General features: G+C 44.0%; 20 protein-coding genes and 2 rRNA genes. 5 read left to right on the plus strand and 17 right to left on the minus strand.

Features of this window, described 5'->3' with window-relative positions:
• The 3 genes from FTU87_RS02960 to FTU87_RS02970 all read left to right on the plus strand — a co-directional run.
• Nucleotides 1-104 (plus strand): 23S ribosomal RNA (locus tag FTU87_RS02960); the annotation flags it as partial.
• A gap of 191 nt (nucleotides 105-295) precedes the next feature.
• Nucleotides 296-410: ribosomal RNA gene (gene rrf, locus FTU87_RS02965) — 5S ribosomal RNA — on the plus strand.
• Between the two features lie 251 nt (nucleotides 411-661).
• The gene (locus FTU87_RS02970; RefSeq protein WP_180096662.1) at nucleotides 662-1,834 is read left to right on the plus strand and encodes a PQQ-dependent sugar dehydrogenase; all 1,173 of its coding nucleotides are present in this window, start codon (nucleotides 662-664) and stop codon (nucleotides 1,832-1,834) included.
• A gap of 662 nt (nucleotides 1,835-2,496) precedes the next feature.
• Here FTU87_RS02970 and FTU87_RS02975 read toward each other — a convergent pair.
• The 5 genes from FTU87_RS02975 to ribF all read right to left on the minus strand — a co-directional run bounded on the left by FTU87_RS02975 (nucleotide 2,497) and on the right by ribF (nucleotide 8,094).
• Nucleotides 2,497-3,039, minus strand: a complete 543-nt coding sequence (locus tag FTU87_RS02975) for an NADPH-dependent FMN reductase (RefSeq protein WP_100354971.1) — start codon at nucleotides 3,037-3,039, stop codon at nucleotides 2,497-2,499.
• Nucleotides 3,040-3,174: 135 nt separating this feature from the next.
• Nucleotides 3,175-3,657, minus strand: coding sequence for a peptidylprolyl isomerase (locus tag FTU87_RS02980; RefSeq protein ID WP_100354970.1), 483 nt, complete (start codon nucleotides 3,655-3,657; stop codon nucleotides 3,175-3,177).
• A complete protein-coding gene (gene lspA, locus FTU87_RS02985) occupies nucleotides 3,650-4,189 on the minus strand; it encodes a signal peptidase II (protein ID WP_005173413.1) in 540 nt (179 codons plus the stop codon). Before lspA ends, FTU87_RS02980 begins: the two co-directional genes overlap by 8 nt.
• Nucleotides 4,182-7,028, minus strand: coding sequence for an isoleucine--tRNA ligase (ileS, locus tag FTU87_RS02990; RefSeq protein WP_100534571.1), 2,847 nt, complete (start codon nucleotides 7,026-7,028; stop codon nucleotides 4,182-4,184). The genes lspA and ileS overlap by 8 nt, the downstream gene beginning before the upstream one ends.
• A 64-nt stretch (nucleotides 7,029-7,092) precedes the next feature.
• Nucleotides 7,093-8,094, minus strand: a complete 1,002-nt coding sequence (gene ribF, locus FTU87_RS02995) for a bifunctional riboflavin kinase/FAD synthetase (protein ID WP_180000678.1) — start codon at nucleotides 8,092-8,094, stop codon at nucleotides 7,093-7,095.
• Between the two features lie 243 nt (nucleotides 8,095-8,337).
• Between ribF and FTU87_RS03000 the strand changes: the two genes are divergently transcribed.
• On the plus strand, nucleotides 8,338-8,901 hold the full coding sequence (locus FTU87_RS03000) for a 5'-nucleosidase (protein WP_100357021.1): 564 nt from the start codon (nucleotides 8,338-8,340) through the stop codon (nucleotides 8,899-8,901).
• A gap of 66 nt (nucleotides 8,902-8,967) precedes the next feature.
• Here the strand turns inward: FTU87_RS03000 and FTU87_RS03005 are convergent, their stop codons facing one another.
• The 12 genes from FTU87_RS03005 to tnpA form a co-directional block, all read right to left on the minus strand.
• Nucleotides 8,968-9,588 (minus strand): TetR family transcriptional regulator C-terminal domain-containing protein, encoded by a 621-nt coding sequence (locus tag FTU87_RS03005; protein ID WP_005173402.1) that lies wholly within the window; start codon nucleotides 9,586-9,588, stop codon nucleotides 8,968-8,970.
• Nucleotides 9,589-9,913: 325 nt separating this feature from the next.
• Nucleotides 9,914-10,720, minus strand: a complete 807-nt coding sequence (locus FTU87_RS03010) for an ABC transporter ATP-binding protein (RefSeq protein ID WP_180096663.1) — start codon at nucleotides 10,718-10,720, stop codon at nucleotides 9,914-9,916.
• Nucleotides 10,721-10,740: 20 nt separating this feature from the next.
• Nucleotides 10,741-11,556 carry an aliphatic sulfonate ABC transporter permease SsuC gene (ssuC, locus tag FTU87_RS03015; RefSeq protein ID WP_180072358.1) on the minus strand — a complete coding sequence of 272 codons (816 nt, stop codon included), beginning with the start codon at nucleotides 11,554-11,556 and terminating at the stop codon, nucleotides 10,741-10,743.
• A complete protein-coding gene (gene ssuD / locus FTU87_RS03020) occupies nucleotides 11,556-12,731 on the minus strand; it encodes an FMNH2-dependent alkanesulfonate monooxygenase (protein WP_180096664.1) in 1,176 nt (391 codons plus the stop codon). Before ssuD ends, ssuC begins: the two co-directional genes overlap by 1 nt.
• Nucleotides 12,732-12,820: 89 nt before the next feature.
• Nucleotides 12,821-13,033: a hypothetical protein gene (locus FTU87_RS03025; RefSeq protein ID WP_180096665.1), complete on the minus strand. Its 213-nt coding sequence runs from the start codon at nucleotides 13,031-13,033 to the stop codon at nucleotides 12,821-12,823.
• 24 nt (nucleotides 13,034-13,057) lie between these two features.
• Nucleotides 13,058-14,014, minus strand: coding sequence for a sulfonate ABC transporter substrate-binding protein (locus FTU87_RS03030; protein WP_180072362.1), 957 nt, complete (start codon nucleotides 14,012-14,014; stop codon nucleotides 13,058-13,060).
• A gap of 331 nt (nucleotides 14,015-14,345) precedes the next feature.
• Entirely contained in the window at nucleotides 14,346-15,689 is a 1,344-nt protein-coding gene (gene argA / locus FTU87_RS03035; protein WP_180001720.1) for an amino-acid N-acetyltransferase, read from the minus strand.
• Nucleotides 15,690-15,822: 133 nt separating this feature from the next.
• Nucleotides 15,823-16,209, minus strand: a complete 387-nt coding sequence (locus FTU87_RS03040; protein ID WP_180096666.1) for an RcnB family protein — start codon at nucleotides 16,207-16,209, stop codon at nucleotides 15,823-15,825.
• 246 nt (nucleotides 16,210-16,455) lie between these two features.
• Nucleotides 16,456-16,845: an RcnB family protein gene (locus tag FTU87_RS03045; protein WP_005173376.1), complete on the minus strand. Its 390-nt coding sequence runs from the start codon at nucleotides 16,843-16,845 to the stop codon at nucleotides 16,456-16,458.
• 313 nt (nucleotides 16,846-17,158) lie between these two features.
• The gene (locus FTU87_RS03050; protein ID WP_005173373.1) at nucleotides 17,159-17,314 is read right to left on the minus strand and encodes a hypothetical protein; all 156 of its coding nucleotides are present in this window, start codon (nucleotides 17,312-17,314) and stop codon (nucleotides 17,159-17,161) included.
• Nucleotides 17,315-17,495: 181 nt separating this feature from the next.
• Nucleotides 17,496-17,660: a hypothetical protein gene (locus FTU87_RS03055; RefSeq protein ID WP_180096661.1), complete on the minus strand. Its 165-nt coding sequence runs from the start codon at nucleotides 17,658-17,660 to the stop codon at nucleotides 17,496-17,498.
• A gap of 44 nt (nucleotides 17,661-17,704) precedes the next feature.
• On the minus strand, nucleotides 17,705-18,103 hold the full coding sequence (tnpA, locus tag FTU87_RS03060) for an IS200/IS605 family transposase (protein WP_071850135.1): 399 nt from the start codon (nucleotides 18,101-18,103) through the stop codon (nucleotides 17,705-17,707).
• 54 nt (nucleotides 18,104-18,157) lie between these two features.
• On the opposite strand from tnpA, the gene FTU87_RS03065 reads away from it, so the two are divergent.
• Nucleotides 18,158-19,282, plus strand: a complete 1,125-nt coding sequence (locus FTU87_RS03065) for a transposase (RefSeq protein WP_249449770.1) — start codon at nucleotides 18,158-18,160, stop codon at nucleotides 19,280-19,282.
• The last annotated feature ends 438 nt before the right edge of the window (nucleotides 19,283-19,720 follow it).

Genomic DNA, 19,720 nt, shown 5'->3' on the forward strand with positions numbered 1-19,720 from the left:
GTCCTCTAAAGAGCCGTTGAAGACTACGACGTTGATAGGTTGGATGTGGAAGCATAGTGATATGTGAAGCTGACCAATACTAATTGCTCGTGAGGCTTGACTATACAACACCCAAACAGTTGTTGTATAAAGCTCGATTGATTCGATATTAAGCAAAATAGCTTGATTCAGAAGACCGTTAGTAAGACAATGTTCAACTCAGATATACCTGTTAATGTATTCTATTTGGTACGAAGTAAGGCAAACACTACAAAAAAGTAGTTAAATAAGACCCGAACAAGTCCATAACAGTTGTGCTGGCGACAATAGCAAGAGTGAACCACCTGATCCCTTCCCGAACTCAGAAGTGAAACCTCTTTGCGCTGATGGTAGTGTGGGGTTACCCATGTGAGAGTAAGTCATCGCCAGCTCATTATTCGAAACACCCCTAACTTAACAGTTGGGGGTGTTTTTTTGTGCGCGGGATAATATTATAAGTAGATGAAATTGGGGCAGGTATTTAGATGCTAGATCCAAAAGTAAAATCAAAGCCATTCAAATACTATAAAACGAGTCTCTGCTGTTGCTGCAAATATATCTGTTTACTTTTCTATGCTGAATTTCTGTGAAGACTTGTGTATTGTGATATTAATTTAGAGAATAAAAAAGCGTGGAGAGGATGATGGTAGCGCAATTTAAAATAAAAATTTTACTCAGTTGTTGTGCTTTGGCATTGACTGCCTGTCATGCCGATAACTCATCTTCTGGCAGTATTCAAGAGGCTTCCACCTCATCTTCTAAATCTGAAGCTACAGCCTCAAATGTACAAAAATATAAGATCGCACAGGTGGCACAATTTAATGAGCCGTGGGCAATTGAATCACTCAAAGATGGCCGTTTACTGATTACCGAACGTAAAGGAAAATTACAACTTTTTGATCCACGCACCAAGCAGAAAGTCGAAGTTAAAGGTATTCCTCAAGTTGCCTATGGTGGCCAAGGAGGCTTGGGTGAAGTCGCTTTACATCCGGATTTTGCAAACAATCAGTGGGTCTATCTCAGCTATGCTGAACAAGGTCAGGGTGGCTATGGCGCAGTGGTGATCCGTGGCAAACTGGATTTAAACCAGACTGCCCCTCAATTGACTCAAATTGAACGGATCTGGACTCAAGTCCCTAAATTTTCAGGGCAGGGACATTATGCACACCGGATTGTATTTGGACCGTATGGTAAGCTCTGGATCGGTTCAGGGGAACGGCAGCAATTTACTCCAGCACAGGATATGCAGTCCAATGCCGGTAAAATTATTCGTTTAAATGATGACGGTTCAATTCCTGCTGATAATCCTTTTATGAATCAGGGTAAAATTGCCCAGCAGATCTGGAGTCTTGGACACCGCAATCCTTTAGGCATGGCTTTTGATCCACAGGGGCAGTTCTGGGTGATTGAAATGGGCCCGAAGGGTGGGGATGAGCTGAATAAGATCATCAAAGCTAAAAATTATGGCTATCCAGTGGTGTCAAATGGTGATCATTATGATGGCAAGCCCATTCCCGACCATGCTACTCGCCCGGAATTTGAAGCGCCAGCACTGGATTGGACGCCGGTCATTTCTCCTTCAGATCTGTTGTTTTATACAGGAAATGTATTTCCACAATGGAAAAATAAAGCGATCACGACTGGTTTGTCTTCCAAGGCGCTTGTGATTGTGGATACGACACAGAATCCGGTCAAAGAAGTCCAGCGTGTGGATATGAAGGAGCGGATTCGTGGCGCGATTCAGGCCAGTGATGGTACGCTTTGGATAATTCAGGATGGCACGCAAGCCAAGTTATTAAAAATGACCGCACCTTAATCCTTTTTTTGAAAGGCTGCATTTGAACATGAAATATCGAGCGAGACAGAATGCTCATGATTTGCTGACGACCTGAGTAAATTTTTTAAGATGATCCTGATATGAAAGAACAAGGCCTCGACATCCTGTGAAGGCCTTTTCATATTCTGGCAAAGGTATAATGTCTGTTATACCGATCAGCATCCTGCTTGGTGAATATTTTTATTTTTCTGATAAGACTGCCTGTCTTGGTATGACTCGAATATAGCCCGAAGTAGTGTAGCCCAATAGGGCATTTAACTGCATCGATTGTAGGTCAAAGCTGACAGGTGAATTTCAAAAATAGCAGTGAAAGAATGATTATTCAACCAAAGCAGCAGTCCATCATTTTTATTAAATGAATCATTAAACCCAACCTGAATATTTTAGTTTGAGCACGATCTAAGCTTAAAAACAAAAAAGCCTCAACATCCTGTTGAGGCTTTTCTGGATTTGCTTCTCAGATCTGACTCCTGTCTAATCTGTCAACGTCCTGTTGATTTGCGCTTGTTATTGTTGTCGTATCGCTTTGCAGACGTCCTGTCTGTCTATGTAGTGACTATAGTCCTAACTAAGCGTAGTACATAGCCGCTAAATGCAGCGGTCGCTGTAGGCGAAAACCTACGATGCTGTCGGCTAAAGTCTCAAGCACTGACATACTGAATTAATTTATCCACCACTACTTTTAGATTTTTAGTATCAAATTCATTGCCCTGGAACGAATAATCCTTATTTCTTGCGAAGATGTCACGGATTTCAATCACGGCATTGGTATCGATCAGTCCAAGTTGAGTCCCGACCTGACGAATCTGGTCTATTGAACGTGAACCGTTGGTGACACCATAACCAATATAGGCTGCCGGTTTGCCTTGCCATTCCTTGGCAAGGTAATCCAGCGCATTTTTTAGCGCAGGGCTGTAGCCATGATTATATTCAGGTGTGATAAAAATAAAGGCATCGCCGCGCGCAATTTTGTCTGCCCAGTCTTGCTGTTTGGGCTGATCATAGATCCCGGTCAGTGGCGGATGAGCACCGCTAAAGAGTGGAAGAGCCCATTCTTTTAAATCGACAATTTCAATTTCAAGCGTACTAAAACCATAGCTTTTAATTTCCTGTAGTACCCAGTGCGCCACTTTAAGCGCGGTACGCCCCTCACGTACACTGCCGACCACAATATAAATTTTCATACCTATTCCTTTCTGGGTTTCTTATCATCCAATTAAATTAATCAGATTTCAGAGAGGTGACTAGAGATGATTTGTATCCTGAGTATAAAAAAGCTCCCGAAGGAGCTTTTAAAAATCATGCGATTAGCAGATGTTTTACATCAACTTTAGGCCTTGCTGACCGGCAGGGGTTACTTTAAAGATTTCCACTTCAAAGGTGATGTTCTTGCCTGCCAGTGGATGGTTAAAGTCCACTTCGGTGATGTCATCATTGACTGAACGTACCACACCATACAAGGTCGCCTTGGCTTTGTCTTCAAACTCGATCATGTGACCCTCGATCGGACGTTCTCCAAACTTCACCGTATCGAACTTCTGGATGTTTTCCGGATTCCACGGACCAAAAGCATCTTCCGGAGGCAGACTTACAGTACGACGGTCACCGGCACGTAAACCAAACAGTGCTTTTTCAAAGCCTGGCAATAAATTACCATCGCCAATCGTGAGGCTGACCGGGGCTTCACGGCTACGGGTATTGTCAATTTCTACGCCATTTTCGATCGCGACAGAAAAATGCAGCTCGACCTTAGAGCCGTCTGCAACCCGGGTTTCTTCATTAGGATGAATAAAATCAGTCATGTTGTGCTTGCGCCCGTTGAATTCGATATTTTTCTAAGAAAAAGGTATCAATTAGCATCAGAATAGTGCCAAGCGTGATGGCACTGTCTGCGATATTGAAAGCAGGGAAGTGGCTGTTCTGGTAATACACATGAATAAAATCGACCACATAGCCGAGACTGACCCGGTCGATTAAATTACCGATTGCACCACCCAAAATCAGGGCAATTGCTAGCGGTAAAACCTTCATGTTTTTTGGCATACGCATCAGCCAAAAAACAAAGATCACAGACACAATCCCTGCCAGTGAAGTAAAGAAATAACGTTGCCAACCACCCGCATCGGACAGAAAACTAAAGGCAGCGCCATAGTTATGCAATAGTGTCCAATTTAAAAAGGGCAGCACAGGGATAGGATCTGCATAGTTCAGATTCGTCACTGCAATCCATTTGGTCCATTGATCCAGAATGATCGCCACAATGGCCAGCCCAATCCACCATAAATTATGTGGATAGAACTGGAATAAGCCCTTTTTAGTCTGGGTATTAGGCATATTTTCTCTCTTCGCCTTGGCCTGTAGGAAGGTTAATAATACAACGGCCACAGAGTCCTGGATGTGAGCTATGTGTATTTACATCCGGAAGCACGTGCCAGCAGCGTACACATTTCTCGCCATCTGCCGCAGAGACTTTCACGTTAAGCCCTTCAAGATCTGAGGCTTCACCTTGTGTAGCCTCAAACTCGTTCACGATCACTTGCGAGGTAATCAGAACGAAGCGTAATTCATCATCGAGACGGTCAAGTACGGTTTTCAGTTCTGCTGTTGCCCACAGTTCAACTTTCGCCGACAGGTTCGAGCCGACTGTTTTGGCACCACGTGCAGTTTCAATAAACTTATTCACGGCCGACTTCACCGCAATCAGGGTTTGCCATTCTGCTTCTGAAATCACGTTGGCTGTAGACGCGACCGGAATGTCATACCATTCAGTGGTGAATACATATTTCTCTGATTGCTCAGGAATCAGTGGCCATGCTTCTTGTGCAGTAAAGCTCAGGATCGGTGCCATCCAGCGCACAAAGGCCTGTACCAAATGATACAACGCAGTTTGTGCAGAATGACGCGCTTTTGAGTCCGCTTTGGTGGTGTATTGACGGTCTTTGATGATGTCGAGGTAGAAACCACCGAGGTCGTTGATACAGAAGTTAGTTAATGCGCTGGTCACGATATGGAAGTTCATATCTTCATAAGCTTGCTGAACGGTTTTCTGAACTTCCGCTGCACGTTGCAGGATGTATTGATCCAGTGCAATCAACTGATCGACTGGTAATGCATCTGTTGAAGGTTTGAAGCCATTCAAGTTCGCTAACAAGAAACGCAAGGTGTTACGGATACGACGATAACCATCGGATGCACGGCTAAAGATTTCTTTACCCGCGGTCATTTCATAACGGTAATCCGCAGAGGCGATCCAGAAACGCAAGCCGTCTGCTCCCATATCTTTAATGATGTCTTGCGGTGTGATTACATTACCGATTGATTTCGACATCTTGCGGCCTTTTTCATCGACCACGAAACCGTGAGTCAGCAAGCCTTTATACGGTGCGCGTTCATTGATGGCAATCGAGGTCAATAACGATGACTGGAACCAGCCACGGTGCTGGTCTGAACCTTCAAGATACAAATCAGCAGGATCAGTTAAGTCTTCACGTTCACGCAGTACCGCATAATGGGTGGTACCAGAGTCGAACCAAACGTCTAGCGTATCGCGTACAGCATTGTATTGCTCCGCGTCCGCACCGATGAATTCAGATGCATCACGGTTGTACCAACCATCAATGCCTTCTTGTTCAATCAGTTTTGCTACGATTTCGATTAATTCAGGTGTACGTGGGTGCAATTCATTGGTGTCTTTATGTACGAAGAACGGAATTGGCACGCCCCAAGTACGTTGACGTGAAATACACCAGTCCGGACGACCTTCGATCATGGCCTGAATTCGGTTTTTACCCCAATCTGGAACGAATTGGATGTCATTTTCAATCGCATTCAACGCGCCCTGACGCAGGCCTTTGGCATCCATGCTGATAAACCATTGTGGTGTGGCACGGAAGATAATCGGGGTTTTATGACGCCAGCAATGTGGGTAGCTATGCTTGATTGGCTTATGTGCCCACAGCTTATTGGCTTCACCCAGCGCCGCAATAATTTGTGGATTGGCTTTATAAATGTGCTCACCCGCAAACAGTGGCGAAGTCGGTAAATACACCCCATTTCCGCCGACTGGATTGTCAACCTTCAAGTTGTACAATAAGCCCACTTTATAGTCGTCCACACCATGACCCGGAGCCGTATGTACTGCACCGGTACCACTGGTGGCAATCACGTGCTCGCCCAAAATGACCGGTACCTGACGATCGCTAATTAAAGGATGTTGCAGAACAAGGTGTTCAAGTTTGCTACCGCTAAAGCCTGCAATTACTTCGAATGAAGTAAAACCATAACGCTCAGTTGCAGATTCCACCAGATCTTTGGCCAGGATAAAGTTTTGTGCTGCTTTTTCGTCACCACGTGCTTTAACCAGTTGATACTCAATTTCGGCATGTACAGCAACGGCCTGGTTGGCAGGTAGTGTCCAAGGCGTGGTGGTCCAGATGACGATGTCTGTTGAATCACTAACAGTTACACCCAAACGTGCAGATAAATCCGCTAAATCAACCACCGTAAAACCGACATCAATGGCATCTGATTTTTTATCTTCATATTCAACTTCAGCTTCAGCCAAAGATGAACCACAGTCCAGACACCAGTTCACCGGTTTCAGACCCGGCTCGATATGACCGGCTTTGGCAATCGCACCCAATGAACGTACGATGTCCGCTTCCTGTTTGAAGTTCATGGTCAGGTAAGGGTTGTTCCAATCACCGAATACACCCATACGCACGAAGTCTTTCTTTTGCAGTTCAACTTGGGTGTAGGCATATTCACGGCAGGCTTTACGGAAGGTAGAGGCATCTACCTTGACGCCGACTTTACCGACTTTTTCTTCAACTTTGAGTTCGATTGGCAGACCGTGACAGTCCCAGCCCGGTACATAGGGTGCATCAAAACCATCCATCACGCGGCTTTTGATGATGATGTCTTTTAATACTTTATTGACCGCATGACCCAAATGGATTTGACCATTTGCATAGGGAGGGCCGTCATGAAGTACATATTTTTTCTTGCCAATACGCGACGCACGAATCTGCTGATAAATGTTGTCGGCATACCACTCTTCTAACCATTTCGCTTCACGTACTGCCAAATTTGCTTTCATTGCAAATTCAGTACCTGGGAGGTTTAGCGTGGCTTTATAGTCCACTGCATTTTCAGGAGTTTGCTTATCGCTCATGCAAGTCGTCTTCCAATCTAATCAGTTATGTTACTGACACGTTTTACAATAAAAATATGGGATATTAAAAGGGAAATGTAGGATGATTTCGACGAAACTCCAGCAGTTTCTCGACATCATCATCAATTCCGGCTTTTAGCGCTTCAAGCGAAGGATAGTCCTTTTCGCCATGTAAATAGTTTAAGAACGTCACCCGCATTAACAGGCCATACAGATTAGCAGAAACATCTGGAAAATGTACTTCTAATCGCCATTCTGGATGGGCTTGTTTGATGGCTGGGCGTGTTCCCACATGACCCGCACCAAACAGGGCAGTGGGGTCATAACCCGCAATGCCTGTTTTAGTAGCATGATCATGTTTTACTTTATCCCTGAGGGATTCAGTTTCACAGATGACTTCAACCCCATAAATGCCATTCAGACAGGGCTTATGCCGGTTTAGTCGTACATTAATGGTTGGGAAATCAATGGTTCGGCCAATCTGATCGCCGTATTGCACCCGTCCGGTAATGCTATAGGGTCGGCCGAGTAATTTGGCAGCAAGGGCTAAATCGCCTGCTTGTAAAGTTTGACGAATCCGGGTTGAACTGACCCGTTCACCCTCTAAAGCAATGGTGCTTAAATTGGTGACTTGGAAACCATAATTGCGCAGGAATTCGCTATTGCCCTGACGGTTTTTACCGAAGTGAAAGTCATCACCGAGTACCAGATGCTGTGCATTGAGTTTGTCTTTTAAAATATCGGCAAAGGCTTCTGCAGTCAGGCTGCGAAAAGTATGATCGAATTTCGCCACCGCAATATAGTCCACACCGAGTTCAGTCAGGTATTCGACTTTTTCACGTAAGGATGAAATCCGCGGTGGGGCTTCATAACCCTTAAAATATTCAAGCGGTTGCGGCTCAAAAATCATTACAACAGATTTTAAGCCCTGTGCTTCAGCCACCTGTTGCAGCTGACGGATCATCGCCTGATGACCTAAATGCACGCCGTCAAAATTGCCGATCGTCAAGGCCGTTTTGGGTAGTTCAGAATGAGATGCTAAAGCATTTAGACGGAGCAGCTGCATGGGCAAATCAAGTGCTTGGAAATATCGAGAGGCTATATATTGCCATAATCTCGCCGTTTCGTCTTGTTGTTGTGTTTTTATGCAATATTTTTCTTGAAAATTCATTTTCCTGAATATCAAATCAGATTGTTTTTCGACGCTTTAAATGGATCCGATCAGCGCATTCCTGCTTTTCATTCAGCGAATTTTGCTTTCTAATGTCAGCGCTTTTCTTTGTATTTTTCTTTGTATCAGGTATTTCAAATGTCCAATCTGGCACTCATCATGGCGCTACCCAATGAATCAAAAGGCTTGTTTGAAGCTCAAGGCATAAATGTGCATTACAGCGGGATTGGTAAAGTGAACGCAGCCTTTAAAGCCTTCGAGGTGATTCAAAAAACGGGCTGCACAACCTTGCTGAATTTGGGTACAGCTGGCAGCTCGCATTTTAATGCCCATGAACTGATTGAAGTCAGTCAGTTTGTACAGCGTGATATGGATGTTTCACCACTTGGTTTTGAAGTCGGTGTAACACCCATGGATCAGGATTATCCTGCCGCGATTGAACTAGAGGCTTTCTTTGAACATTTACCCAAAGGAATTTGCGGGACAGGCGACAGTTTTGAAACCGGTAGTGCGAAAGTGCCATGTCATCTGGTCGATATGGAAGGTTATGCCCTGGCAAAAGTGTGTAAGAAGCTCGGTGTTCGCCTGATTTCAGTCAAGTATATTACGGATGGGGCCAATGAGACTGCGCATCTGGACTGGGAGGAAAACCTGTTACTGGGTGCGAAAAAGTTATTAGATTTATATCGAATGGTAAAATAAGAGAGAAGGGTAAGTTTGCTCGGCGACCATAGCAGCTATGGTCGTATGCCAATCAGAAGCGCTTGCTTATTTATCCGTACGTGGAATCACGCCGTATAACATCATATTGACCGTATGCTGGATAATGCGTTGCTGCATACTGCGGTTACGCAAGGTTTTCCCTGTCACCATTTCCATCTGGGTCGAAAAATCTGCATAGTTCTGGGTAAGGGCCCAAATATTCAGAATCAGCAATTCAGGATCGATATCTGCTGAAATCTTGCCCTGTTCCTGCCAGTTAGAAATGACTTTGGCCTTACGCTTCACCAGTTTCTTTAGCGGGCCTTTTAAAATTTCCAGTATATGCGGTGCGCCTTGGATCACCTCTAAAGCAAACAAACGAGATGCTTTAGGCTGGGTACGCGATACTTCAATTTTTTGCATTAAATAGTTGGTAATCGCTTCTTCAGGCTCAAGTTCGGCCTCAAGGGTTTGTAAAGGCGCCAGCCATTTTTGTAGAACGGTGGTCAATACCTCTACATAGAGGGCTTCTTTATTTTCATAATAATAGAAAATATTCGACTTATGCATTTCTGCAATCTGTGCAATTTCATCTAGACTTGCCCCATTAAAACCGTACAGGGAAAATACATCTAGTGCAGCATTCAGCAGCTGGTTGCGTTTTTGAGTACTCTTTTTTTGTTCCATTAGCAAATATAAAAAACAATGAAAAAATGGGAATCCTCAATTGTACGGCAAATCATCAGATTTGTGCACACAGTCCATGGCTAATTTTTTGAATAATGATGATTTATTCTCTAGATCAATATTTAAAATGGCTTAAATGCATCAAGCCAGAGCAAAAAATGCAAGTTTATGAAAATACTTAAATTATTGAAATATTTTTATTTTGAAATAGAGTCAAAAAATGAATGCTTTTATGACCCAGATTAGCCTGCAGTTTTAAATTCAGCTCAGGACTTGGCTTGAAGATGAAACCCAAAACTCCCCTATTCTGGGCTTCATCGGATATTTAGGTGGCCAAAACTGCCTGTAAGACTTGCTGTTCCAGTTCTGCAAATTTCAGACTTTTTTGCCGTGGACGTGGCAACCCAACCCGAAACTCTTTGGCAATATGACCCTTATCCAGCAGGATAATCCGGTCTGCCAGTTGCACTGCCTCACTGACATCATGAGTCACCAGAATCGCGGTAAAGCCTTGCTCGGTCCATAAGCGTTCGATCAGGTTTTGCATCTCCAGACGTGTCAGGGCATCCAGGGCACCGAGTGGTTCATCCAGCAGCAGAATACGGGGCTGATGCGATAATGCACGTGCCAGGGCCGTCCGTTGACGTTGACCACCAGACAACTGTGATGGCCACAGCCCGGCTTTCTCTTTTAAGCCCACTTTTTCCAGCATGTGTGAAGCTTTGGCATGTTGCTCTTTGCCGAGGCCTAATTGTACATTCTGTTCGATGCTACGCCATGGCAGCAGGCGCGGGTCCTGAAACATCACCCGAATATCATCTGCAGTAATTCCTTCACGGATATGCCGTGCGGATTTAAACTTGATTTCGCCATAACTCTGTTTTTCCAGATCAGCAATCAGACGCAATAGGGTACTTTTACCACAACCACTACGACCGACAATCGCCAGAAATTCGCCCGGTTGAATATGCAGATCCAGATCTTCTAGAACTTTGACTGAACCATAAAATTTGTGCAATTGTTCAATAATGATTTCGGCACCAAGGGCTGCATTCGGATTGATATCTGTCGCAGGTTGCTCGGGTGGTGCAATCGGGTCATTGACATGACGCCCTAAACTCAGATCAGTCATTATATGCTCCTCATTTCAATTTATTTTTGATAGCCGGCATGCCAGCGCAGCAGGAATCGTTCTAAGGCGACTGCCAGCACATCGGCCAGTTTACCGAGCAGGGCATAGAGTAAAATACCGACCAGGACGATATCCGTTTGCAGGAATTCGCGTGCATTCATGGTCATATAGCCAATACCGGACTGGGCAGAAATCGTTTCGGCAACAATCAAAAGCACCCAGACCAGCCCTAGAGAAAAGCGTAGCCCGACTAAAATGGAAGGCATTGCTCCTGGGAGAATAATCTCTTTATACAGCTGCCAACGCGTGAGGCCGTAGCTTTTACCCATCTCGATCAATTGGGGATCGACTGAGCGAATTCCGTGATAGGTATTGATATAAATCGGGAAAAATACCCCGATCGCGACTAAAAACAGTTTGGCGGATTCATCAATGCCGAACCAGAGAATCACCAATGGAATCAGCGCGAGCGCCGGAATGTTGCGGATCATCTGCAAAGTGGTATCGAGCAGGGTAGAGGCGATTTTGGATGAACCATTTAACAGACCCAATAACAGACCTAAACCACCACCGACCAATAAGCCGCTGATGGCACGTCCTGCGCTGACTTGTACATGAGTCTGGAGTTCGCCGCTGAGCAATAAATTCCAGAAGGCCAAAATTACTGCAGTGGGTGCAGGCAAAATCCGGCTTTCCAGTAGACCTGTGCTGGAAGCAATTTGCCAAATGGCAATCAATATAACTGGAACCAGCCAGGGCAGCAAATGCCGCCCCAGAATTGTTCCACGTGAAACCTGCTTTTTTGAGAGGGTTTCAACGGAAACGACTTTCGACATTAAGCAGACTCCTGAATTTTCTCAGCCTGCTTGTTCTCATCCGGTGTGTAGTTATTCGCTACGATTTCACCGAATGGACCCGTCAAGTTCGGTTGAGCCAATTTTTTCTGGGTTTCCAGTGGAAGGAATGGGAACACCAGTTCGGCAAAACGGATGGATTCTTCCAGATGCGGGTAACCAGAAAAAATGAAAGTATCAATTCCTAAATCCGCATATTCCTGAATACGTGCTGCGACAGTTTCCGGGTCACCAACCAGTGCCGTACCTGCGCCACCACGCACCAGTCCTACACCGGCCCAGAGGTTTGGCGATACTTCCAGCTTGCTACGGTCACCATTGTGCAGTTCAGCCATACGACGCTGACCGACCGAATCCATAGATTTGAACTTGGCTTGGGCCGCTGCAATGGTGGCATCATCGACATATTGAATCAGTTCTTCTGCTGCTGCCCAAGCCTGTTCATTGGTTTCACGCACAATCACATGCAGGCGGATACCGTAGCTCAGTTCACGACCCTTAGCGGCTGCCTTGGCACGGACATTTTCAATTTTTTCTTTGACTGCTGCTGGTGGTTCACCCCAGGTCAGGTAAGTGTCCACCTGATCGGTGGCCAGCTCAACCGCATCATCTGAAGAACCACCGAACCAGAGCGGCGGATGTGGCTGTTGTACAGGTGGATAGAGGAGTTTGGCATCATCGACACTTAAGCGTTCGCCGTGGAAAGTGAAGCTTTCACCAGTATGTGAACGCTTCAGAATTTCACGCCAGATGGTGGTGTATTCAGTGGCAGTTTTATAGCGGGTTTTGTGATCTTCATAGACGCCATCACCTTTTAGCTCCTGCTCATCACCACCAGTAACCAGATTTAGCAGCACCCGGCCATTGGATAAACGGTCAAAGGTTGCAGCCATACGTGCCGCCAGCGCAGGTGTGGTCACCCCGGTACGAAGTGCCACCAGGAATTTTAGTTTTTTCGTTGCATCAATCAAACTTGCTGCTGTTAACCAAGGATCTTCACATGAACGGCCTGTGGGAATCAGGACACCTTCATAACCTAAGTTATCGACCGCAACTGCAATCTGCTTCATATAGGCATGATCGACTTGGCGTGCACCTTTGCTGGTGCCCAAGTATCGACTGTCACCATGTGTTGGGATAAACCAGAAAATTTTCATGCTCTATATCCTTAAAATTAAATTGCTCAGAAATTAATGTGGAGTAGTCGGCGACCAAATCTGTTGCTGGACGCTAATGTGATTAGGAATTAATTGAACCCGCTGGAACAGGTCAGCTTGTCATTGCGTGCTACCAGCAGATTCAAGGCTGATTTCTGAAAACTCATCGCAATGCTTTGAACCTGTTGCCGTGCTGTATGTTCTGCAGCAGTGCTTCGCTGTGGCTCGTGTTTCCGGCAAGCAGTCAGAGCCAAGCTGCATAAGGCTAAACTGAGGTAGGAAACCGTTTTTAAATGACTCATCTGTATTCCCGAATTATTCTGTTGTTATTTAATAATCGCTGCATCAATATTCAGCTTTTGTGGAATCAGCTGCTGCGCATAAAACGCATCTGCCACCTGTTGCTGTTTTTGAATCACGTCAGTCGTGAGAGGTTTAACGCCAAAGCCCATACGGGAAATCGAGGTTTTTAAGACATCAACGGCCAGACCGGTCGGTTGTTGCAGAAGTTTGGCTGCTGCATCCTGGTTTTTTGCAACCCAGTCCGTGGTCAGATTCAGTTCATTGACGACTGCCTGTACCACCTGAGGATGGCTTTCTGCAAACTTGCGATCTGCCAGATAAAATTGGTGATTGCTCACGATGTTCTCACCCGTGGCAATCACACGCGCGCCAATTTGATGTTCAGCAGCGGCAAAGAATGGATCCCAAATCACCCAAGCGTCCACTGCACCACGTTCAAAAGCTGCACGTGCATCAGAGGGTGGCAGGTAAATCACTTCAATATCGCTGAGTTTCAGATTGTTGGCTTCAAGAACTTTCAACAGTAAATAATGCACGTTGGAACCTTTGTTCAAGACTACACGTTTGCCTTTCAGATCCTGAATCGATTGAATCGGGGAGTCTTTCGGTACAATTAGGGCTTCGGCTTTAGGCGCTGGTGGCTGGTTTGCGACATAGACCAGATTTGAGTTCGCTGCCTGGGCAAAAATGGGGGGTGCTTCACCTGCTTCACCAAAAGACACGCTGCCGACATTCAGGCCTTCAAGTAACTGTGGGCCAGCCGGAAACTCCACCCATTTCACATTTACGCCTTGTTTTTTTAATGAGGCTTCTAGCGTGCCGCGTTCTTTTAAAATTGGCAGTACGCCGTATTTTTGGAAACCAATGTTTAGGGTGGTGGTATCTTCCTGTTTTGAACAGCCAGAAAGCATCATGACGCCAGCCATTGCAGTACCGAGTACTGCAGTTTTTGCTAAAAACTGAACATTAGATTGGCGCATGAAGCAAAACTCCCGAAAGTGAAAACTAGCGAATAAAACCTAGACACACGCTAATCGTTTTTGTTTTTCTAAAAAAATAACTATTCAGGAATTTCTAATGAAGAAAAAAGATAAATAAAAAAACGCAAAACTTATGCGAAAAAGTGATTTATATGACAATGAAGATCTGCCAATAAAATTAATCAAGCTTATGAAATATATATTTATTTTTATAAATTCAATCTGCTGATATATTTAGCTAAAAAGCAGCAATGGCATTTTAAAATTTAAATTGGAATTGTCAGATATCTTTATCTGAAATTAAGCTAAGGCACTCAAAGAAAAAGCCACCTTAAAGTGACTTTTTACAAACGATTGAATTACGTTGATAATTATAAAATGCCTGACGCGCATCCGGCAGGTCATCGACTGAAGCTGGTTCAAAGCCCTGTTCCAGAAACCAGTGCGCGGTACGCGTGGTTAAAATAAACAGCTGCTGAATCTGCATGCTTTTGGCTTTTTCTTCAAGATAATGCAAGATCTGGCTACCGCGATTGGACTGGCGATAACTTGGATGCACTGCGACACAGGCAATTTCTGCAGAACGTAATTCATCGCCCGTGGTCGGAATCGGGTAAAGGGCTGCACAGGCCAGAATCATGCCATCCCGTTCAATCACGGCAAACTGGTTAATTTCATTTTCCAGACGTTCACGGGAACGATAGACCAGAATCCCTTCTTCTTCTAACGGACGCAGCAAGCCGATCAGGCCACCGACATCCTGAATATCTGCCATTCGCACTTCTTCATAATGTGCGTCAGTGACCAAGGTGCCAGAACCATCACGGGTAAACAGCTCTTCAAGTAGCGCACCATCATAGGCATAGGAAATCAGGTGCACCCGATGTACGCCGTTCATGGAGGCCTCTTGTGCTGCCTTAAGTTGCAAGCCTCTTTCAAGCCCATCTTGTTCTGCCGGAATATAGTCATCCAGCTGTTGCGGGGTGACTTCGCGTTTGAGCTGGCCGTTACTGTCCATTAAACCATGCTGCTTGCCCAGAAAAATCAGCTTATCTGCCTTCAGTCGAATCGCAGTTTTGGTCGCAACTTCTTCAGCCAATAGATTAAAAACTTCGCCGGTGGTGGAATAACCAGTCGGGCCAAGCACCACAATATTATGGCTGTCCAGATGTCGCTGAATCGCATCGGTATCGACCGCGCGGACTTCACCAGTGAGCTGAAAATCTATGCCATCACGAATGCCATAAGGTTTGGCCGTCACAAAATTTCCTGAAACCGTATCAATACGGGCACCATACATCGGTGAGTTGGCCAGTCCCATAGACAGCAGGGCTTCAATTTGCAGACGAATCGAACCGACCGCATTCATCACACAGCTTAAGGATTCACGGGTGGTTACCCGGCGCTGCTGATGAAAGGGCGTACTGATCTGGCTCTGCGCCAGATTCTGGTTAATTTGCGGACGCGCACCATGTACCAGAATCAGCCGAATGCCCAAAGAGTGCAATAAGGCGATATCGTGAATGATATGTTGAAAATTGTCATTTAAGACCGCTTCACCATCAAACATGATCACAAAGGTTTTGTTGCGGTGCGCATTGATATAAGGCGCAGAATGGCGAAACCAGTGCACATATTGCAATGTTGTGCTGTGTGAGGTTTCTGCTGAAGTCATGCCTGTGCCTATTTCAATGATTGAAGATCCAGCTTTGATTCTAATGAAAAAAAACGCAAGTGGAAGTGCAGAAATAAAAAAACACCTGAAGGGGACTTCAGGTGTCTGCAAGACGAGCAGCAATGGAGAAAAATTAATTGATGATTCGTATAATTCTATTGCTACGTTCATTGACCAGAACGTAGTCATTGTTGACTTTGTACCATTGCTGGAAACGGCCGGTATTCGGTAAACGGCGAGCTTCGCGATCACTCACTTCAAAACGCTTGTTATCGTATTGACGCGGTAAGCTTTGTCCTACGCGCCAGTCACGGCTTGGATTAACCATACGGTTGTTATGGCGGCGGTCATCATTCCAGCGACGGTCGTCATTCCATTTTTTACTGTCTTTGGCATTCCAGTGCGGTGCCGGTTTATGCGGATTATGGTTATAACGCGGGTCATGCTGTGGTGCTGCCATTGCAGAAGTAGCCAACAAAGCACTTAGGGATAACGCAATTGTAGTTAGGACTTTTTTCATGGCTCTCACCTAAAATGTAGATCTGATTTCGATGAGATTAAATTAGCGAATAAGTACATAGAAAGCGTGAGGGCTATTTAGTTAAATTGTTAAATTCATGAAGAAATTTAGAAGATAAATCACTTGAACCAAAAGTGTGAAAATCAGCAGGAGTTTTAGTTCAAAAATTTTCAATTGCTGAAAATAAAAAAAGACCCAAACATGGTTGAGTCGATACGAGGATCGGAGCTTGAACAGGATGGTGAATTAATCCCCCACAATCCGGATAATGCTGTTATTTTCAGAATTGACCAGAATGTAGTCATTGTTAATTTTATACCACTGCTGTTTGCGATCTGGTCGAGGCAGGTTATGCTCTTTATATTCGACTTTATAGCCATTGCCACGATAATGCTGCGGCATGACATAGCCAGGCTGCCATCTGAGCTGTTGCAGGCGTTTGACCCCGCGTTCTTCACGCATACGGCGTTTATCATGTTGCCCTTGATCATTTTCACGGAATTCACGGCCTTTCTTGCCATGCCCATGACGGCTATCCATTTGTGATTCAGCATTGAAATGAGGGGAGGCTATTGCAACATGACTCAGCATGAATGTACTGCAGGAGATCGCTAATGCCACCAAAACCTTTTTCATGTTGAACCCTCATTAAATCGTTCATGTTCTACTGTGTCTAATATACGGAAAGATTACAGAGAAACTGTGAAGAACAGGCACCAGTTTTATAACAAATGCAGAGATATTATGATTATGTCATGATTTTACATGAGCTTAGGCTGCGCATTTGTCCGATGACCCGACAGGCTGAGCCTAGTTCTTATCTCATCAAAGTGAGGGCAAACATGCAAGCTAAAATCGATGATTTAGCTCAAAAAAACAGCATTGAAGTCACACCGAAACGATTTATGATCGGCTTAAAACACAGAAAATTCTAAAAACTTTCTGGATATTAATTCCATTGCTCGGTCAAACCTTGCAAGGACTGAATCGCTGCAGCCACCGATTCAGCTTGAACTGCATCATCGAGTGCCACAATGAGAGCCTCGGATAACTGCAAATGTTCGATGCGGCGAATGGTGTCAATTTTACGTTTTTGGTCAGCCATGCTGTGTTCCTGATTTAAGCTATATGGAATCAGAAAAGCATAGCTCAGAACAATTTATTTGAAAAACCGAATAATTTTATAAATTTGATATAAAAAATCGATTGATTGTCAGGCTGATAAAACACAGGCTAAAAAAAGGCACTTTTAGGAAGTGCCCTCATAGATATAAATTGCGTGGCTTTTAATATGCGTAATTCAGATCGGTATAATCGTTAAGTGATTTTTGTACATGTGCCTGAATAAAGCTACGGACATCTTCGGCAGTCATGGCTTTCCCCTGATTGCTGATCACATGCTCAATTTCGGGTTGACCTTCAATTTTAACTAACTGTGCGAAATTCCCCATCTATAATCTTCAATTTAGGTGGGGATGGATAGCACGACTTTTCGTTATTCGGGTCTTTCTTGATTTTTTATATATTCACGAATTACATCAATTGTCGCACCACCTGTTGTAAGCAAGCAATAAGCCCTAGTCCAAAGTACAGGCTTCCAATAATACTGCTTTAGTTCTGCATCAAATTCTTTGCGTATAAGTCTGCTAGATACCGTTTTGAGGTTATTTATAAACTTGCTTGGCATGATATTAGGGTGCATTTCTAGTAATAAATGAATGTGGTCAGCTTCACCATTAAACTCAAGCAAGTCAATTTCCCAATCTTGACAGTTCTTTCTTACGATTTCTTCAAGGCGATTGAGCATTTCATTTGTAAAGCATTTTCTCCTGTATTTTGTTACCAACACTAAATGATAAGTTAGCTTATAAACACAGTGGTAATGTGACTTCATGTTATTTACACCAAGATTAATATTTGTTAAATTATAGGTATGAATGAAGTTCAAATGAAAGCCTACAAGTATCGTATTTATCCGAATGGTGAGCAAAAAGTGCTAATCGAAAAGCACTTCGGCTGTGCTAGGTTTACTTACAACTGGGCTTTAGCACTTCAACAAAAATATTATGATGAACATAAAAAATCACTGAGCCGAAAAGATATTCAGGATCAGCTTGTGAGTATGAAAAAGCAAGAACAATACTCATGGCTCAATGAGGTGAACAGTCAAACCCTACTTAGTGGATTACTTCATGTTTATACGGCTTTTGGAAACTTCTTCAAAGGTCGGGCGAAATTCCCCAAGTTCAAGTCTAAGAAAATTCCACAACGATCATATCAATGCCCTCAACATGGTAGTGTTGATTTTGAAAAAGGCACACTGAATCTACCTAAATTAAAAGGCATTAAAGCTGTATTTAGTCGTCAATTTGATGGAAAGATTAAAACTGTCACTATTAGTAAAACAGCAACAGGAAAGTATTACGCATCAATTTTAGTTGAAACTAATCAAGCCAAAGTAACAGCATCAATAATTGAGGCAGATAAAACCATTGGTATTGATTTGGGCTTAAATCACTTGTTGATTCAGTCGGATGGTCAAAAAATTGAAAATCCAAAATATTTACGACAAGCTCAAAATGGATTAGCAATTCAGCAAAAGATATTTGCTCGAAAGAAAAAAGAATCCAAGAATTATCAACGTCAGAAATTAAATGTTGCATGTATCTATGAAAAGGTACGTTTGCAACGCTTAGACCTACATCACAAACTAACGCATCACTTGATCTGTGAAAACCAAGCGACCACGTATGCATTAGAAGATTTAGGAATTAAAAACATGGTTAAGAACAGTAAACTAGCCAAGTCCATTTCGGATGTGGCATGGGGGCAATTCTTAACGCTGTTACAATACAAAGCTGAATGGTATGGCAAGAATGTTTTGAAAATTGGTCGATTTGTACCAAGTTCAAAAACTTGTTCTTGCTGTGGCTATAAGATGGAAAAGTTACCGCTAAGTGTCAGATTGTTTGAATGTCCAAGTTGCAACTTGGTTGAAGATCGTGATGTGAATGCGAGTATAAATATCCGTAATTTCGCTTTAGCTGATGCACTAGGGCTTCGTGCTGTGTAAAGAGTTCCTGTGCCACAATACTTGTCAGCGCAAGTGTGGCATCGAAAGGTGTAATCAATTTGATTGCATGGGTCGCAAAGATTCCCCCACTATAACTTTCAGTTTAGTGGTGGGAGTATGTCAATTCAGTCATGGTGCACTCGAGTGAAATTTGTTGGAGCTTAGTATGCTGTAATTTGAGTGGAACTCAAGGCTGGCTGTATCAGGCTGCGGAAGATTTATTCACTGTGCGAAGCTCAAACGGAAATGAAAAGGCAGCGATTACTGCACTGCTGTCTCATCATCTTTTCTTCAAATATTTAAATGGCTTGTGTCGGCGAAATCCTACTTTTGACAGCCCCAAAGTAGGCAAAAGTCTTTTGTTCGCCATACCCAACATCCTTGTCGTGATGGCTAAGGTGTGACATTCCTGTCACACTCGCGTATCCAAAATCAACT

This window comes from Acinetobacter sp. YH12156 (assembly GCF_013418235.1).
In the GTDB taxonomy this organism is placed as follows: Bacteria; Pseudomonadota; Gammaproteobacteria; order Pseudomonadales; family Moraxellaceae; genus Acinetobacter; species Acinetobacter pseudolwoffii.

Coding starts and splice junctions, on each gene's coding strand:
- ssuC (WP_180072358.1), bottom strand. CDS start 11,556: ATGTCGAAAGTCGTTTCCGTTGAAACCCTCTCAAAAAAGCAGGTTTCA.
- FTU87_RS03040 (WP_180096666.1), bottom strand. CDS start 16,209: ATGAAAAAAGTCCTAACTACAATTGCGTTATCCCTAAGTGCTTTGTTG.
- FTU87_RS02980 (WP_100354970.1), bottom strand. CDS start 3,657: ATGACTGATTTTATTCATCCTAATGAAGAAACCCGGGTTGCAGACGGC.
- FTU87_RS03000 (WP_100357021.1), top strand. CDS start 8,338: ATGTCCAATCTGGCACTCATCATGGCGCTACCCAATGAATCAAAAGGC.
- ileS (WP_100534571.1), bottom strand. CDS start 7,028: ATGAGCGATAAGCAAACTCCTGAAAATGCAGTGGACTATAAAGCCACG.
- FTU87_RS03005 (WP_005173402.1), bottom strand. CDS start 9,588: ATGGAACAAAAAAAGAGTACTCAAAAACGCAACCAGCTGCTGAATGCT.
- lspA (WP_005173413.1), bottom strand. CDS start 4,189: ATGCCTAATACCCAGACTAAAAAGGGCTTATTCCAGTTCTATCCACAT.
- ssuD (WP_180096664.1), bottom strand. CDS start 12,731: ATGAAAATTTTCTGGTTTATCCCAACACATGGTGACAGTCGATACTTG.
- FTU87_RS03010 (WP_180096663.1), bottom strand. CDS start 10,720: ATGACTGATCTGAGTTTAGGGCGTCATGTCAATGACCCGATTGCACCA.
- FTU87_RS02975 (WP_100354971.1), bottom strand. CDS start 3,039: ATGAAAATTTATATTGTGGTCGGCAGTGTACGTGAGGGGCGTACCGCG.
- ribF (WP_180000678.1), bottom strand. CDS start 8,094: ATGCAGCTGCTCCGTCTAAATGCTTTAGCATCTCATTCTGAACTACCC.
- FTU87_RS03055 (WP_180096661.1), bottom strand. CDS start 17,660: ATGGGGAATTTCGCACAGTTAGTTAAAATTGAAGGTCAACCCGAAATT.
- FTU87_RS02970 (WP_180096662.1), top strand. CDS start 662: ATGGTAGCGCAATTTAAAATAAAAATTTTACTCAGTTGTTGTGCTTTG.
- FTU87_RS03065 (WP_249449770.1), top strand. CDS start 18,158: ATGAAAGCCTACAAGTATCGTATTTATCCGAATGGTGAGCAAAAAGTG.
- FTU87_RS03030 (WP_180072362.1), bottom strand. CDS start 14,014: ATGCGCCAATCTAATGTTCAGTTTTTAGCAAAAACTGCAGTACTCGGT.
- argA (WP_180001720.1), bottom strand. CDS start 15,689: ATGACTTCAGCAGAAACCTCACACAGCACAACATTGCAATATGTGCAC.
- tnpA (WP_071850135.1), bottom strand. CDS start 18,103: ATGAAGTCACATTACCACTGTGTTTATAAGCTAACTTATCATTTAGTG.
- FTU87_RS03050 (WP_005173373.1), bottom strand. CDS start 17,314: ATGGCTGACCAAAAACGTAAAATTGACACCATTCGCCGCATCGAACAT.
- FTU87_RS03045 (WP_005173376.1), bottom strand. CDS start 16,845: ATGAAAAAGGTTTTGGTGGCATTAGCGATCTCCTGCAGTACATTCATG.
- FTU87_RS03025 (WP_180096665.1), bottom strand. CDS start 13,033: ATGAGTCATTTAAAAACGGTTTCCTACCTCAGTTTAGCCTTATGCAGC.